12 protein-coding genes are annotated in these 15,860 nt (G+C 72.6%); 4 read left to right on the forward strand and 8 right to left on the reverse strand.

The window, feature by feature from the left end:
• The 8 genes from C1I92_RS21670 to C1I92_RS21705 form a co-directional block, all read right to left on the reverse strand.
• Window positions 1–1,376: phosphate ABC transporter substrate-binding protein PstS (locus C1I92_RS21670; protein WP_199521461.1), on the reverse strand; the 1,376-nt coding region annotated here is incomplete at its 3' end.
• Window positions 1,373–2,578 carry a phosphate ABC transporter permease PstA gene (gene pstA, locus C1I92_RS21675; protein ID WP_199521462.1) on the reverse strand — a complete coding sequence of 402 codons (1,206 nt, stop codon included), beginning with the start codon at window positions 2,576–2,578 and terminating at the stop codon, window positions 1,373–1,375. The genes C1I92_RS21670 and pstA, both read right to left, overlap by 4 nt.
• 4 nt (window positions 2,579–2,582) lie before the next feature.
• Window positions 2,583–3,587 carry a phosphate ABC transporter permease subunit PstC gene (gene pstC / locus C1I92_RS21680; protein ID WP_111256737.1) on the reverse strand — a complete coding sequence of 335 codons (1,005 nt, stop codon included), beginning with the start codon at window positions 3,585–3,587 and terminating at the stop codon, window positions 2,583–2,585.
• Window positions 3,584–4,048 carry a hypothetical protein gene (locus tag C1I92_RS33440; RefSeq protein WP_146605230.1) on the reverse strand — a complete coding sequence of 155 codons (465 nt, stop codon included), beginning with the start codon at window positions 4,046–4,048 and terminating at the stop codon, window positions 3,584–3,586. The genes pstC and C1I92_RS33440 overlap by 4 nt, the downstream gene beginning before the upstream one ends.
• A gap of 1,010 nt (window positions 4,049–5,058) precedes the next feature.
• Window positions 5,059–7,386, reverse strand: a complete 2,328-nt coding sequence (locus C1I92_RS21690) for a [protein-PII] uridylyltransferase (protein ID WP_267896763.1) — start codon at window positions 7,384–7,386, stop codon at window positions 5,059–5,061.
• Complete coding sequence (locus C1I92_RS21695; protein ID WP_111256740.1) at window positions 7,383–7,721, reverse strand: P-II family nitrogen regulator; 339 nt, start codon at window positions 7,719–7,721, stop codon at window positions 7,383–7,385. The genes C1I92_RS21690 and C1I92_RS21695 overlap by 4 nt, the downstream gene beginning before the upstream one ends.
• Before the next feature lie 4 nt (window positions 7,722–7,725).
• Window positions 7,726–9,021 (reverse strand): ammonium transporter, encoded by a 1,296-nt coding sequence (locus C1I92_RS21700; RefSeq protein WP_111256741.1) that lies wholly within the window; start codon window positions 9,019–9,021, stop codon window positions 7,726–7,728.
• Between the two features lie 150 nt (window positions 9,022–9,171).
• Window positions 9,172–10,203: a LacI family DNA-binding transcriptional regulator gene (locus C1I92_RS21705; protein WP_111256742.1), complete on the reverse strand. Its 1,032-nt coding sequence runs from the start codon at window positions 10,201–10,203 to the stop codon at window positions 9,172–9,174.
• A 140-nt stretch (window positions 10,204–10,343) separates the two neighbouring features.
• Here C1I92_RS21705 and C1I92_RS21710 point away from each other — a divergent pair, with 140 nt between their 5' ends.
• The 4 genes from C1I92_RS21710 to C1I92_RS21725 all read left to right on the forward strand — a co-directional run bounded on the left by C1I92_RS21710 (window position 10,344) and on the right by C1I92_RS21725 (window position 15,834).
• Entirely contained in the window at window positions 10,344–11,678 is a 1,335-nt protein-coding gene (locus C1I92_RS21710; protein ID WP_111256743.1) for an extracellular solute-binding protein, read from the forward strand.
• A 70-nt stretch (window positions 11,679–11,748) separates the two neighbouring features.
• Complete coding sequence (locus C1I92_RS21715) at window positions 11,749–12,663, forward strand: carbohydrate ABC transporter permease (RefSeq protein WP_111256771.1); 915 nt, start codon at window positions 11,749–11,751, stop codon at window positions 12,661–12,663.
• The gene (locus tag C1I92_RS21720) at window positions 12,660–13,490 is read left to right on the forward strand and encodes a carbohydrate ABC transporter permease (RefSeq protein ID WP_111256744.1); all 831 of its coding nucleotides are present in this window, start codon (window positions 12,660–12,662) and stop codon (window positions 13,488–13,490) included. Before C1I92_RS21715 ends, C1I92_RS21720 begins: the two co-directional genes overlap by 4 nt.
• A gap of 7 nt (window positions 13,491–13,497) precedes the next feature.
• Window positions 13,498–15,834, forward strand: coding sequence for a glycoside hydrolase family 3 N-terminal domain-containing protein (locus tag C1I92_RS21725; RefSeq protein ID WP_111256745.1), 2,337 nt, complete (start codon window positions 13,498–13,500; stop codon window positions 15,832–15,834).
• The last annotated feature ends 26 nt before the right edge of the window (window positions 15,835–15,860 follow it).

The following is a 15,860-nucleotide window of genomic DNA, read 5'->3' on the forward strand; positions in this document are numbered from 1 at the left end:
GCGTCACCCCCGGACGCGTCCCCGCCGCCGTCGCCACCCGAGGCATCGCCGCCGCCCTCGTCGCCACCGGGGCCGGGCTGCGGAGCGCCGCCGGTGCCGGTCGCACACTGGACCGGCCCCTGCTGGTCGCACTCGGGTGGGTAGGGCGCGTTCTCGGCCAGGGTGTTGGTGCCGTCGGTGGAGAACGTCGGGTTGTTGCAGTCGGCGACGTTGAGGTTCTGTACGTCGACGCCGGGGATCTCGCGGACCTGCGCGAACCCGGCCTCGACCAGGTTGATCGGCAGTGGCGAGTAGCCCAGCGCGGGCGCGGAGCGCTGCCCCTCGCAGAGGAAGTGGTAGGCGAACGCGCCCAGCGTGTAGCCCTTGTTCGCGGTGAACCCGTACTCCAGTTCGTCGGGCAGGATCATGTACGAGTACGACGACAGCGGGTACGCGCGCCGGTCCTCGTTCCGGTAGACGCCGGTGAGGTCCTGCGTCAGGTAGTCCTGCGACGTCTCGTCCTCGTTGATCCGGGCGCCGAGCAGCCCGACGGCGACCGCCTCGGGTGTGGGCTCGACGTAGTAGCCGGACCGGTTCAGCACCTTCACCACCGGGAAGCCGGCCTCGTCGGCGTAGGAGTACTCGACGTAGGTGATCGCGCCCTCGTTGTGCGCCTGCGCGACGTAGCCGGCGACGTTGTTCGAGCCGGAGGCGCCGTGGAAGCCGGTCGGGATCGGGTAGTACGACGTCTGCCCGCACGGCGTCTCGCGGCCGACCCGCTCGCAGAACGCGTTCCACAGCGCCGTGTGCTCGGTCGCCATCCAGAGCGAGAACTGCGCCGACGTGCCGGAGCCGTCCGAGCGGACCACCGGGACGATCTTGCGGGCCGGCAGCGCCAGCGCCGGGTTGTCCTGCTTGATCGCCGGGTCGTTCCACATCGTGATGACGCCGGTGAAGATCTTCGTGAGCACCTCGCCGGACAGCCGCAGGTTCGTCACCCGCTGCCCGCCGATCGTCAGGTTGTACATGAACGACGTGCCGCCGGCGACGATCGGCATGTAGCGGAAGCTGCGCTCCGGCGGCGGGTCCGACGCCTGCGTCCCGGTGTCGCGCAGGCCGTACGGGATCTCGGACACGGCGAAGTCGACGGTGCCCTGGCCGAACTGCTGCCGCCCGGCCGACGAGCCGACGCCGGAGTAGTTGACCGTCATGCCGTACTGGTTGACGTTGCGGGCCCACTGGGCGATGGCGTTCTGGCTCCACGTCGAACCGGAGCCCGTCACCGTCACGTAGGTGCCCTGGGCGACCGCGGGATCCGCGCCCGAGACCACCGCACCGCCGATCAGCGCCGCGGCCGCGAGCACGCCCGCGATCCGCGTCACCATTGCGAACCTCATGGTGCTTCTCCCTCGGCCGATCGGTGCTGGTCGCGGACGGCGAACCGCTCGGCGTCGCGGCGCGAGACGGCCGCCCGTCGCCGCAGCTGCCGCTTGGTGAGCCGGCCCGGACCCCGTCCGCCGATCACGCGGGCGGCGACGAACAGGCCCAGCACGATCACCATCAGCAGCGCCGCCGCGCCGAACCCGCGCGCGATGTAGGCCGGCTCCGGCGAGCGGACCAGGTCGAACGTGAGCAGCGGGAGGGACACCATCGGCCCGTCCAGCGGGTTGAGGCTGAGGTGGTTGGTGAAGCCGGCCGTCAGCAGCACGGGCGACGTCTCGCCGATGCCGCGTGCGGTGCCGAGGATGACCGACGTCGTCAGGCCCGAGCGCGCGGTCGGGAGCGTGACGTGCCAGACGGTGCGCCAGTGGCCGCCGCCGAGCCCGTAGGACGCCTCCTTCAGCGTCCCCGGCACCAGCCGCAGCACGACGTCGGCGGCCCGGATGACGATCGGCAGCATCATCACCGACAGCGCCAGCGACGCGGCGATGCCGGAGAAGCCCATGCCCAGCGCCACGACCACCGTCGCGTAGATGAACAGGCCCGCGACGATCGACGGCAGCGCCGTCATCGCCTCGACGATGGTGCGGACGAACCGGCTGTACCGCCCCGGGAACTCACTGAGGAAGACCGCGCAGAGCAGCCCGATCGGCACCGTGATCAGCACCGCGATGGTGATCATGATCAACGTGCCGGCCATGCCGTGCAGCACGCCGCCGACGTCCAGCCCGTCCAGCGGGCCGGCGTTGCGCAGGTCCTGGACGTAGAAGTTCAGGTGCCGCATCGGCTCCCGGCCGCGCCAGAACGTGAACGCGATCACCGAGATCAGGGCCGTCAGCATGAGCACCGCGGCGCTGTGCATGACCACCGTCGACAGCCGGTCGCGCACGGCCGGGCCGCTCTCGTCATAGGAGACCAGCAGCGCGTAGAACGCGAGGAACAGCACGTACGCGACGACGATGAAGCCGATCAGACCGCTGAACGGGGTCAGCAGCGAGAAGAACAGCGTGGTGACGGCGAGGGCGGCGAGGCCCGCGCCGACCAGCGCGAGGACGTCGGAGCGGCGCACCGACGCGGTCCTGCGCAGCACCTCGGCCTGGGCCGGCGGCCGCTGCGGCACCGTCGTCCGCGCCTCGGGCTCGGTGGTCATGACGGTCATCGGCTCACGCCTCGCTCGCCGCGCCGGACCGGGTGCGCGCCACGATCGACGAGGCCGCGAAGTTCACGACCAGCGTCATCAGGAACAGCGTCAGCCCGGCCGCCATCAGCGCCGACATGCCGAACTCCGTCGCCTCGCCGAACCGCAGCGCGATCAGCGCGGAGATCGAGTTCGACCCGGTCTGCAGGAGGTTCGGCTGGATCTCGAAGACCGGCGAGATGATCAGGTAGACGGCGATCGTCTCGCCCAGCGCCCGGCCCAGGCCCAGCATCGACCCGCCGATCATGCCGCCGGTGCCGAACGGCAGCACGACGGAGCGGATCATCCCCCAGCGGGTCGCGCCCAGCGCGTACGCGCCCTCTCGCTCGCCGGGCGGCGCCTGGGAGAACACCTCGCGCATGATCGAGCAGATGATCGGGGTGATCATCAGTGCGACCACGATGCCGGCGATGAACGTCGAGGACGTGAAGACCGACATCGACAGCAGCGGGTCGTCGGGGTCGAAGCCGTCGACGCTGAGGAACGGGATCCAGTCCAGCCAGGTCGCGAGCCACCGCGACAGCCCGATCACGTGCGGCTGCAGCAGGTACAGCCCCCAGATGCCGTAGACGATGCTGGGCACCGCCGCCATCAGGTCGACCATGCTGATCAGCGTCTGCTTGAACCGGCGCGGCGCGTACTCGGAGATGTACAGGGCCGCGCCGGCCGCCAGCGGCACCGCGATGACGATCGCGACCAGCGCGATCAGCACCGTCAGCACCAGCACGGCGGCGATGCCGAAGTTGTGCGAGTCAGGCTCCCAGGCGCGGGTGGTGACGAACGCCCTGGGCCCGTCGGCCGAGAGCGCCTGCCAGCCGCGGTAGAGCAGGAACAGGCCGACCAGCGACATGACGGCGAGCACGACGAAGCCCGCCAGCCGCGACACGGCGCCGAAGACCCGGTCCGCGGCGCCGGTGACGGTGGTCAGCCGGCGCGGCGCGTCCTGCTCCTGCGTCGGTGCGTCGATCACAGCGAGCCCACGCTGCTCCGGTCGGTCCGGCCGCGGCTCTCGACCTGGCGGACGCCCTCGACCAGCTGCGCGCCGGGAACCGCTGCCAGGAACGTGCGCAGGCTGTACCGGCACTCGCGTTCGCGGTGGTACATCCGGCCGGACCGGGCCACCGGCCGGTCGCCGAGCGTCACCCGCCAGGTCCACATGCCGGTCGCCGTGTCCGTCGCCATCGACGTCTCCAGCCGGTCCACCCCCTGCTGGAGGATCCCGACGTCGGAACGCCCGGCCGCGTAGCTGTCCCACACCCGGAAGCTGCGGCCGAGCTCGCGGTTGTTCGGCGAGGCGAGCAGCCACGCGAAGCAGACCGCGGGCGCGCCCCTACGGCGCCCTGGTCCCGGCTCGGCGCTGCGGCCCCAGCTGGGACTGAGCGAACGATCCGGGTCGTGCAGGGCAAGGAAGATGAATCGAGCTGACCGCACCACGCCACCCCCTCGACGGCGATCCGTCAGAACTCGGGCGCGACGCGCGCCGTCAGGGTGCGACTCTGCTGGGTATGCGTTGCATCTCAACCAGGGCAACGTGTACGCCGGACATGCGACAAGTGAAGAGGATCTCCGCTTTTCGCCTACATTTCCGGCGACAATTCGTCACGGTCGGCGTCATGATCGACATGGGCCCTGAGCTGGGCGTTGCCATTACATCGTAGCGATGTATTTCCGGCGCCGCAGCCTGGGCGAGTGCGACAGTTGGTTTGAGGGTGTGAACGTTGGCCGTCCCCCTGCTGCCCATTCTCTTAACCGCGAGCACGCGCCTCAAGTCCGACGCCTCTGGCTGTTCGCTGTCCGTTGTGGTCGGGGGCTCTGGACTTGACCCGCGCACTCCCGGCTAAGAACGGGCAGCTATCAGGGGGACGGGGGGAGTGTGGCGACGCCCCGTCGGGCTCCGGCGCTGGGTTGGCGAGTGGTTCGGGTCCGCTGGCCGCTCCCGCCGGCCTGTCGGGCCGTCGGGTCGGGTTCGGTGTGGCGTTGGTGTCGTTAAGTGTCCACCTAGTGAGATTTCGCCGGGTCATCCGGGCCGCCCACCAGGCGTTCTCACGCTTCTTTAGGCATGCATGGGTGGTCGAGCGAGAGAACGCCTAGGGACGTGCGCGATCGTTGATGATCATTGCTGTCCACAGCCCCACAAACGCCGCGACCCGGACACCACAGGTTGCCACAGCGGCCAGCGGACCCGACGAGGCGCCAACCCGACGCCCGAGCCCCGACGGACGGCGCCGGAGCCCCGGCGGACGTGCCCACACTCCCCCCGTCCCCCTGATAGCTGCCCGTTCTTGGCCCCGGAGCCGCGGGTCAAGTACGCGGCCCCCAACCACCAGCCACATCAGCGACAGGGGCCGCGGACTTGAGGCGCGGCTCCGGGGCTAAGAGAATGGGCAGCAGGGGGACGGCCAACGTTCGCAGCCCCACAAGCCAACGGGCGGGCATCGGACCTACTCCAGCGCCCCCCACGCGGCGGCGACGGCGGCCTGCTCGGCGGCGGGATCGAGCGCCGAGCCGTCACCGTCGACCAGATAGAAGACGTCGATCGCCTCCGAGCCGAGTGTTCCGACGACGGCGGACCGGATGACGACCCCGGCGTTCAGCGCGGTCGCCAGTCGGTGCAGCAGTCCGGGCTGGTCGTGCGCGCGCACCTCCAGCACCGTCGCGTCCGCCGAGACGTCGCGCAGGAGCTCCACCCGGGGCCGGGCGTGCGGAATGACCCGCCCGCGCCACTCGGCCGCCCGGGCCGCCAGCCGTTCGCCCAGGTCCAGGCTGCCGCCGAGGGCCCGGGCGATGTCCTCGCGCAGCCGCACCCCGTCCGGCCCCCCACCGCCGCGCGCCACCACCCGCCACACCAGCACGACGGCGTCACCCTCGGTGTAGGCCCGCGCCGAGCGGACGTCGAGCCGGTGCAGCGCCAGCACGCCGGCCACGACGCCGAGCACCCGCGGGCCCCGTCCCGCGGCGACGGTCACGGTGGCGAGGCCGGCCGTGTCCGCGTCGGGCGGCGTGACCCGGACGGCCAGCCCGCTGTCAGCCAGGGCCTCCTTCACCAGGGTCGTCAGGTCGTCGGTCAGCCGGCCCGGCTCGTGCGGCGCGGCCCCCGCCAGCACCGCCCGCGTCCGCTCCACCAGGTCGCCGACCAGCCGGGACCGCAGCGGCGTCCACGCGACCGGCCCCGCCGCCGTCGCGTCCGCCTCCGTCAGGCAGGCCAGCAGCTCCAGGAACTCCCGGGTCCCGACCGCCTCGACCACCGTCGCGAGCGTCGCCGGGTCGTCCGGGTCGCGGCGGGTCGCGGTCTCCGGCAGCAGCAGGTGGTGGCGGACCAGCCGGCCCAGCGTCACCGCGTCGTCGTCGGGCAGGCCGAGCCGGCGCCCCACGGCGACGGCGATCGGCTCGCCCTCCACCGAGTGGTCGCCGCGCACCCCCTTGCCGAGGTCGTGCACGAGCGCGGCGAGCAGCAGCAGGTCCGGCCGCGACACCCGGCGAGTCAGCCGCGAGGCCACCAGGGCGGTCTCGACGAGGTGGCGGTCGACGGTGTGCCGGTGGACGGGCGTGCGGGTGGCCCGGTAGCGGATCCGCTCCCACTCGGGGAACCACCGCACCACCAGCCCGGCCGCCTCCAGCGCATCCCACACCGGCACGATCCCCGGGCCAGCGCCGAGCAGGCTGACCAGCGCGTCCAGCGCCGGCGCCGGCCACGGCTCGGGCAGCGGCGGGCACTCGGCGACCAGCCGCGCCAGCGTCTGCGGCCCCGGCACCAGGCCGGCCTGGGCGGCCGCGGCGGCGGCCCGCAGCGGCAGGACGGGGTCGCGCGGCGGATCGGCGGACCGGGCCAGCACGACCTCGCCGTCGTACTCGTCGACGCCGTCGGCGAGCGGGCGGCGGACCGGCTGCTGCCGCCGCAGCCCGCGGCGCCGCCGGCCGGACAGGGTGCGTTCGACGTCGCGCCAGGTGACGTCGGAGACGTAGGCGATCGAGCGGCCGGCCTCGGCGACGCGGCGCAGCAGGGCGTCGGCGTCGGGCAGGCCGAGCAGCGCCGCGACGTCGTCCTGGTTCTCGAACAGCAGCAGGTCCTGCCGCCGCCCGGTCGTCCGGTGCAGCGCGTCGCGGACGGTCAGCAGCCACTGCCGGGCCAGGTCGACCTCGGCGGTGCGGGGGCGGTCGGCGATCCAGGAGGCCGTGACGGCGCGCAGGGCCAGCGTGTCGCGCAGCCCGCCATGGGCCTGGACGAGGTCCGGCTCCAGCAGGTGGGCCAGCTCCCCGACGCTGGCGGCCCGCTCGCGGCACATCGCCGCCAGCTCGGGCAGTCGCGACGGGGCCTGCTTGCGCCAGGCGTCGCGGACGCCGGACCGCAACGCGTCGGTCAGCGCCGGGTCGCCGGCGACATGCCGGGCGTCGATGAGCCCGAGGGCCGCCTTGAGGTCAGTGGCGGCGACGGAGAGCGCCTCGCCGGGGGTGCGGACCGAGTGGTCCAGGGCCAGCCCGGCATCCCATACCGGGTAGAAGATCGCGTCGGCGACGACGGCCGGGTCGCCGCGGCCGGCCAGCAGCAGGACGTCGAGATCGCTGCCGGGCAGCAGCTCCTGCCGTCCGTAGCCGCCGACGGCGACCAGCGCGAAGCCGCGGCGCGCCGTCTCCGGCACGTCCGCGAACAGCCGCGCCAGCCAGCCGTCGGCCAGCTCGGACAGGGTCTGCGCGCGCCGCGCCGCGCCGAGGCTGTCGTCGTCGACGATGGCCCGGCGCAGCGCGACGAACCGCGCGGTGGAGGTGCTCAGAGGGCGTCCGGTCCGGTCTCCCCCGTGCGCACCCGGATGACCGCCTCGGCCGGCGTGACCCAGATCTTGCCGTCGCCGATCTTGCCGGTCCGGGCCGCTTCGGCGACCACACCGAGCACCTGGTCCACGTCGAGGTCGTCGACCAGCACCTCGAGGCGGACCTTCGGCACCAGGTCGACGGTGTACTCCGCGCCCCGGTAGACCTCGGTGTGGCCCTTCTGCCGGCCGTAGCCGCTGGCCTCGGTGACGGTCATGCCGTTGACGCCGAACGCCTCCAGCGCCTTGCGTACCTCGTCGAGCTTGAACGGCTTGATGACCGCGGTGACGAGCTTCATGTGGTCACGCTCCCTGCGTGGTCTCGGCCCGGACGGAGGCCGGCTCGGGCAGGCCGCGGGACGGGCCGGCCGACGTCGAGGTCAGCTCGTAGGCGGTCTCCAGGTGCACGTTCAGGTCCACGCCGTCGACCTCCTCCTCTTCGCTGACCCGGAACCCGACCGTCTTGTCGATCAGGATCCCCAGGACGTACGCGACGACGAAGGAGAACGCGATCACGACGCCCGCGGCCACCGCCTGACGCCACAGCAGGTCCACGCCGCCACCGTAGAACAGGCCCTCGGCGCCGCCGGTGAACGACTCGGTCGCCAGCAGGCCGATCATGAGCGTGCCGACGACGCCGCCGACCAGGTGCACCGCGACGACGTCGAGCGAGTCGTCGTACTTGAACCGGTACTTCAGCCCGACGCACAGCGCGCACACCGCGCCCGCGACGACGCCGATGATGATCGCGCCGATCGGGGTGACGAACGCACACGCCGGGGTGATCGCGACCAGACCGGCGATCGCGCCGGACGCCGCGCCGAGCGTCGTCGAGTGCCGCTGCTTCACGACGTCGACCAGCAGCCAGCCGAGCACCGCCGCCGATGTCGCCACCATGGTGTTCACGAAGGCGGCCGAGGCCAGCCCGTTCGCGCCCAGCGCCGAGCCGGCGTTGAACCCGAACCAGCCGAACCACAGCAGACCGGCGCCGAGCAGCACGAACGGCAGGTTGTGCGGCCGCATCGGCTGCTGCGGCCAGCCGGCCCGCTTGCCGAGGACGAGCGCCAGCGCGAGGCCGGCCGCGCCGGCGTTGATGTGCACGACGGTGCCGCCGGCGAAGTCGAGGGCGCCGAGCTCGAAGATCCAGCCGCCGCCCCACACCCAGTTCGCGACCGGGAAGTAGACGATCGTGACCCACAGCGGCACGAACAGCGCCCAGCCCTTGAACGTCGCGCGCTCGGCGATGGCGCCGCTGATCAGCGCGACGGTGATGATCGCGAACACCGCCTGGAACGCCACGAAGGCGAACTCAGGGATGGGCGCGGCGGACATGCTGTCCAGCCCGACGCCGTCCAGGCCGAACTTCCCCAGCCCGCCGATCACGCCGCCGTTGGTGCCGTCGAAGGCGAGCGTGTATCCCCACAGCACCCACACGACGGGGACGATCGCCAGGCAGAGGAAGCTCATCATGAGCATGTTGAGGACGGCCTTGGCGCGCACCATGCCGCCGTAGAAGAAGGCGAGTCCAGGGGTCATGAGCAGAACGAGAGCCGCGCTCGTGAGCACCCACGCGGTATCGCCCGCGCTGAGTTCGGGCATCGTTGGCTCCTAGCCGAGTCGGAACGCCGGCGCCCTCACCGGGGCCGGCACGTCCCTGTGATGGTGGCCACCCGGCGTTACTCGAACGTGCGCCACCCATTACGGGGACGTGACATGGGCGGCCTTCGCGTTACGAGTACGTGAACAGCTTCAGGCGGCGGCGGGTGATGTGGTGGAGCTGCGCTCGATCAGCGTGGTGGCGAGCTCGAAGTGGTGGGTCTCGGGTCGCCGGCCCTGCGCGAGCCCGAGCAGTGTGCGCAGCGCCACCCGGCCCATCTCGCGCATCGGCTGCCGCACCGTGGTGAGCTGGGGCGACGTCCAGGCGGCGGCATAGGTGTCGTCGAAGCCGACGATGCTGAGGTCGTCCGGCAGGCGCAGGCCGCGTCGGCGGGCCTCTTCCATGACGCCGAGCGCGGAGCCGTCGCAGCCGGCGACGATCGCGGTCGGCGGTTCGGGGAGGTCGAGCAGACGGGCGGCCATGGTCTGCCCGTCCTCGTAGCTGAACCCCACCTGCTGCACCAGGTCGTCGTCCGCCGAGGCGGGGAGGCCGGCGCTGCTCAGGGCGGCGAGGTGGCCGTGCAGCCGCTGCTGCGCCGGCCGCGACGCGGGCAGGCCGCCGGCGAACCCGATGCGCCGGTGGCCCAGGCCCAGCAGGTGCTCGGTGGCCTGCAGGCCGCCGGACCAGTTGGTGGCGCTGACGCTCACCAGCTGGTCGGTGGTGCTGGGGTCGATCGACACGGGGTCGACGGCGACGAGGCCGAGGCCGGCGTCGGCGCAGGCGCGGACCTCGGACGGGCTGACCTCGGTGGTGACGACGATCAGTCCGAGGTGCCCCTTGGCCGACAACCCGCGGAACCACTCGGGCTCCAGCGCGCCGGACCCGGCCAGATGCGTGACGACGACGTCGACGCCCTGCTCCAGGCCGGCCGACACGATGCCGGACAGCACCTGCGCCGAGTAAAGGTTCACGAACGCGTCGAACAGGACGGTGACCGTCGGCGTGGTGTCGTGCACGCGCCGGCCGGTGCTGGGGACGTAGCCCAGCGACCCGATCGCCTCCTGCACCCGGGCCCGCGTCGCCGCCGCGACGTCGCCGCGCCCGTTGAGCACCTTCGACACCGTCGCCTTGGACACACCTGCGGCCTGCGCGACGGTGTCCAGGGTCGGCCGCTCTCCTCGCATGCGCCCGAAACTATTTCGACTTCCGTCCCGTTGTCAAGCACCCATTGACGCCATCCACCTGCCTGATTACCCTCTCGGTCAACCGAAACACCGTCGCAACTGTTTCGGAACCAGTCGCTCCACGAGGACAGGATGGCGCAATGAGGCACACCAGACTCCGGGCCGCGGCAGCAGCGATGGTCGCCGCCACGGCGCTCACACTCGCGGCCTGCGGGGGCGCGAGCCCCGGCGACTCCACCGACGCCGGCACGGACGGCGGCGACGATGCCCAGAACGGCGAGGGCGGCGCGGCCAGCGCCTGGATCCTCACCGGCGGCGGCTGGCCCGTCACCGCCGCCTCGTTCGAACGCTGGAACGGCGAGCACGACGACCAGCCGATCGCGGTCGAGGAGTTCGAGAACGACGCGTTCAAGGAGAAGATCCGCACGTCGGTCGGCTCCGGCGAAGCCCCGACGCTGATCATGAACTGGACCGGCGGCACCCTGGCCGACTACGTCGCGAACGACCAGGTCGTCGACATCGGCGCCGAGACGGCCGACCTGACCGGCCGGGTCATGCCGTCGGTCGCCCAGAACGGCGTGATCGACGGCGTCACCTACGCGGTCCCGATGAACGACGTCCAGCCGGTTGTCCTTTACTACAACGAGGACCTGTTCGCGCAGGCCGGCATCGAGGTGCCGACGACCTGGCAGGAGACGCTGGACGCGGTCGCGACGTTCAAGGACGCCGGCATCATCCCGTTCTCGCTGGCCGGTCAGAGCGTCTGGCCGGAACTGATGTGGATCCAGTACCTCACCGACCGCATCGGCGGCCCCGAGGTCTTCCAGGCCGTCCTCGACGGCGAGCCGGACGCGTGGTCCGACCCGGCGATCACCGAGGCGCTGACGAAGATCCAGGAGCTGGTCGAGGCCGGCGGGTTCGGCGACGCGTTCGCCTCCGTAGCGGCCGACCAGAGCGCCGACGCCGCGCTCGTGCACACCGGCCGCGCCGCGATGCTGCTGCAGGGCAGCTGGGTCTACGCGACCTTCCACACCGACAACCCGGAGTTCGCGACGTCGGCGCTCGGCTTCACGTCGTTCCCGGAGATCGAGGGCGGCAGCGGCGACCCGGCGAACATCGTCGGCAACCCGGCCAACTTCTGGTCGGTCTCGGCGTCGGCGAGCGACGAGGAGCAGCAGACCGCGCTGGACTACCTCAATGAGTTCGTCTACGACGACGAGCAGCTCACCGCCATGCTCGACGCCGGCAGCGTGCCGCCGGTCGCGGGCCTCGAGGACCGCATCGCCCAGAGCGACGACGCCGAGTACCTGGGCTTCGCCTACGGGCTGGTGCAGGACGCGCCGCACTTCCAGTTGTCCTGGGACCAGGCGCTGCCCTCGGACCAGGCGCAGGAGCTGCTGACGAACCTCAGCCAGATCTTCCTCGGCGAGATCACCCCGCAGCAGTTCGTCGACGCGATGAACGCCACGCTCTGACATGCGGACGGCCGAAGGAGAGTCCGGCCGGACCGGACGGGGCGTAGCCGGCGTCAAGAGCGCACGCGGCATGCTTCACCGCCGCGAGGCGGAGCCGGCGCAGCCTCGTCCGGCCCGGCAGGGCCCGCCGTTCTGGCTGGCCGTGCCCGCCCTCGCGTTCTTCGGGCTGTTCGCGCTGCTCCCCCTCGGCGGCGTCGCCGTCCTCTCGTTCATGGAGTGGGACGGCCTGGGCACGCCGCGCTGGGCCGGCGCGGAGATCTGGCTGGACACCCTCGCCGACCCCGCGACCCGCGCCGCGCTCTGGCGCACCGTCGTGTTCGTCGTCGTGTCGTTCCTGTTCCAGGCGCCGGTCGCGCTGCTGCTCGGCGTGTTCACGGCCGGCCGGCAGCGCTACCGGGCGGCGTTCGCCGTCTTGTACTTCCTGCCGCTGCTGTTCTCGTCCGCGGCGATCGGCATCGTGTTCCGGTCGCTGCTGGACCCGAACTTCGGGCTCTCCCGCGCGTTCTCCCCCGGCACGCTGTCGACGAACTGGCTCGGCGACCCGGACCTCGCGCTCTATGCGGTGATCTTCGTCGTCGGCTGGGCTTTCGTCCCGTTCCACGCGCTGCTCTACCAGGCCGGGGTCCGGCAGATCCCGGCCTCGCTGTACGAGGCGGCGACGCTGGACGGCGCCGGGCGGTGGCAGCAGTTCCGGTACGTGACGCTGCCGCAGCTGCGCTACACGATCGTGACGTCGTCGACGCTGATGCTGGTCGGCTCACTGACGTACTTCGACCTCGTGTTCGTGCTGACCGGCGGCGGTCCGGGCGACGCGACCCGGATCCTGCCGCTGGACATGTACCTCACCGGCTTCCGCAGCTACCAGATGGGGCCGGCCAGCGTCATCGCCGTCCTCCTGGTCGCGATCGGGCTGGCGCTGTCGCTGTTCCTCAGCCGCGTCTCCGGCTCGGGCCGGATGCAGAGCCAGCAGGCGGGGGCCGCATGAGGCGGCGGATCCGCGAGACCCCGAACGCGCTCGGGGCGCTCGGCGGCCTGGTGTGGGTCGTCGTGACGATCGTGCCGATCTACTACCTGGTGCTCACCAGCCTGCGCCGCCAGCAGGACTACTACATCGAGAACCCGCTGCTGCCGCCGGCGGACCCGACGCTGGACGCGTACCGGCTGGTCCTGGAGAACGACTTCGTGCGCTACCTGAGCAACAGCCTGATCGTCACGGTCGCGTCGGTGGCGGTGATCCTGACGGTGTCGCTGATGGCGTCGTACTACCTGGTCCGGGCGGGGACGCCGCTGTCGCGCGGCACGCTGCGGCTGGTGCTGCTGGGCCTGGCCATCCCGGTGCAGGCCACGATCATCCCGGTGTACTACCTGATCGTCCGGCTCGGGCTGTACGACAGCCTGGTCGCGCTGATCCTGCCGGCGATCGCGTTCGCGATCCCGATCAGCGTGCTGATCATCGTCAACTTCGTCCGCGACATCCCGGCGGAGCTGTTCGAGTCGATGCGCGCCGACGGCGCCGGGCACGGGCGCATCCTGCTGGCGCTGGTGCTCCCGCTGAGCCGGCCGGCGCTGCTGACCGTCGGCATCTACCAGGCGCTGCAGGTGTGGAACGGGTTCCTGTTCCCGCTGATCCTGACCCAGAGCTCGTCCGTGCGGGTGCTCCCGCTGTCGCTGTGGACCTACCAGGGCCAGTTCGCCGTCAACGTGCCCGCCGTCCTGGCCGCGGTGACGCTGTCCGCGCTCCCCGTCCTGGCCGCCTTCGTCGTCGGCCGCCGCCAGTTGGTGTCCGGCCTGACCGCCGGCTTCGGTAAGTGAGGAATCGATGACCGCTGACACCTGGGCCGGTCCCTGGCACGACACCGGGCTCCCGCTCGCCGAGCGGGTCGACGCCCTGCTGGCCGCGATGACCCCGGAGGAGAAGGCCGGCCAGCTGGGCAGCCACTGGCACCGCCCGGCCGACGACCTGGGCGACCCCGGTGATCAGGGCGGCGACGTCGCGCCGATGGAGGGCGACATGCCCGGGCCGGCGTCGTTCGAGGCGGCCATCGAGCACGGCCTGGGCCACCTCACCCGGGTGTTCGGGACGGCGCCGGTTCCGGTCGCGGACGGCGTCGCGGACCTGCGCGCCCGGCAGACCGCCGTGGTGCGGGCGTCCCGCTTCGGGATCCCGGCGATCGCGCACGAGGAGTGCCTGACCGGCTTCACCGCGTACGGCGCCACGATCTATCCGACGCCGCTGGCCTGGGGCGCCGCGTTCGACCCGGAGCTCGTCGAGGAGCTGGCCGCCGCGATCGGCCGCGATCTGCGCTCCGTCGGCGTCGACCAGGGGCTGGCGCCGGTGCTCGACGTCGTCCGCGACTACCGGTGGGGCCGGGTCGAGGAGTCCGTCGGCGAGGACCCGTACCTGGTCGCGACGGTGGCGACGGCGTACGTGCGCGGGCTGCAGTCCACCGGGCTGGTGGCGACGCTCAAGCACTTCGCCGGCTACTCGGCGTCGCGCTCGGCGCGCAACCACGGCCCCGTCGCTCTAGGTGCCCGGGAACTGGCCGAGGTGCTGCTGCCGCCGTTCGAGCTGGCGATCCGCGAGGGCGGCGCCGGCTCGGTGATGCCGTCGTACGCGGCGGTCGACGGCGTGCCGCCCACCGCCAGCCGCGCGCTGCTGACGACGCTGCTGCGCGACGGGTGGGGGTTCGGCGGCACCGTCGTGTCGGACTACTGGGCGGTCCCGTTCCTGCGCCGCACCCAGCGCATCGCGGCGGACGACGCCGGCGCGGGCGCGCTCGCGCTGGCCGCCGGCGTGGACGTCGAGTTGCCCGAGACCGTCGGCTTCGCGTCCGCCGCGTCCGCCGTCCCGGAGCCGGTGCTGGACGAGGCCGTCCGCCGGGTGCTGCTGCAGAAGGGCCGGCTCGGCCTGCTCGACGCCGGCTGGCAGCCACGCGGCGACGACGGCGTCGACCTGGACTCCCCCGCGAACCGCGCGCTGGCCCGCCGGCTGGCCGAGCGGTCGGTCGTGCTGCTGGCCAACGACGGGACGCTCCCGCTGCGCACGGCGGGAGCCGGGCCGGGCCGCGTCGCCGTCATCGGCGCCACCGCGGTGGAGCCGCGCACGCTCCTCGGCTGCTACTCCTTCCCGAACCACGTGCTGGCCGGGTACGACGGCGACGACCTCGGTGTCGCGGTGCCGACCCTGCTGGAGGCGCTGCGCGCGGAGCTGCCGGACGCGGAGGTGCCGCACGCGGCCGGTGCGGCGATCACCGGCGACGACCGGTCCGGGTTCGCGGCGGCGGCGGCGCTGGCGGCGCAGGCGGACGTCGCGATCGTCGCCGTAGGCGATCTCGCCGGGCTGTTCGGCCGCGGCACGTCCGGCGAGGGCTGCGACGCGCCGGACCTCACGCTGCCGGGCGTCCAGGCCGAGCTGGTCACGGCCGTGCTGGACACCGGGACGCCGGTCGTGCTGGTGGTGGTGTCGGGGCGGCCGTACGCGCTCGGCGCCCTCGCGCCCCGCTGCGCCGCCGTCGTCCAGGCGTTCTTCCCCGGTGAGGAAGGCGGCGCCGCGATCGCCGGCGTGCTGTCGGGACGGGTCGAGCCGAGCGGCCGGCTCCCCGTCGCGGTGCCGCGGACGCCGTCGGGCGCGCTGCCGACGTACCGGGCGGCGCCACTGGACCAGCGCACCGACGGCATCTCCAGCCTCGACCCGGCGCCGCTGTACCCGTTCGGGCACGGCCTGTCGTACACGACGGTGACGTACGAGTCGCTGCTGCTCAGCGCGTCGGCCATCCCGTACGACGGCTCCGTCGACGTGACCGTGACGGTGCGCAACGCCGGCGACCGCCCGGCCGCCGAGGTCGTCCAGCTCTACCTCACCGACCACGTCGCGCAGGTCGTCCGGCCGGTGCGCGAGCTGATCGGCTACCGCCGGGTGCCGCTGGCGCCCGGCCAGACTCGCCGGGTCACGTTCACCGTCCACGCCGAACGCACCTCGTTCCCCGGCCTGGACCTCCGGCGCATCGTCGAGCCGGGCACGTTCACGCTGGCCGCGGGCCCGTCCAGCGAGAACCTCCCGGTGGCCGCCGAGCTCGAGATCACCGGCGACGCGCCGCGGGTGCTCGACGGCGCCCGCGTCATGACGACCCCGTCCCGCCTCGACGACGTCACCTGATCATCTTCCCGTTGACGATCAGGTGA

This window comes from Jiangella anatolica, assembly GCF_003236295.1.
GTDB lineage: Bacteria > Actinomycetota > Actinomycetes > Jiangellales > Jiangellaceae > Jiangella > Jiangella anatolica.

Excerpts from the sequence above, each read along its gene's own strand:
- pstA (WP_199521462.1), bottom strand. The coding sequence starts at position 2,578 with ATGACCGTCATGACCACCGAGCCCGAGGCGCGGACGACGGTGCCGCAG.
- C1I92_RS21695 (WP_111256740.1), bottom strand. The coding sequence starts at position 7,721 with ATGAAGCTCGTCACCGCGGTCATCAAGCCGTTCAAGCTCGACGAGGTA.
- C1I92_RS21700 (WP_111256741.1), bottom strand. The coding sequence starts at position 9,021 with ATGCCCGAACTCAGCGCGGGCGATACCGCGTGGGTGCTCACGAGCGCG.
- C1I92_RS21705 (WP_111256742.1), bottom strand. The coding sequence starts at position 10,203 with ATGCGAGGAGAGCGGCCGACCCTGGACACCGTCGCGCAGGCCGCAGGT.
- C1I92_RS21710 (WP_111256743.1), top strand. The coding sequence starts at position 10,344 with ATGAGGCACACCAGACTCCGGGCCGCGGCAGCAGCGATGGTCGCCGCC.
- C1I92_RS21715 (WP_111256771.1), top strand. The coding sequence starts at position 11,749 with ATGCTTCACCGCCGCGAGGCGGAGCCGGCGCAGCCTCGTCCGGCCCGG.
- C1I92_RS21720 (WP_111256744.1), top strand. The coding sequence starts at position 12,660 with ATGAGGCGGCGGATCCGCGAGACCCCGAACGCGCTCGGGGCGCTCGGC.
- C1I92_RS21725 (WP_111256745.1), top strand. The coding sequence starts at position 13,498 with ATGACCGCTGACACCTGGGCCGGTCCCTGGCACGACACCGGGCTCCCG.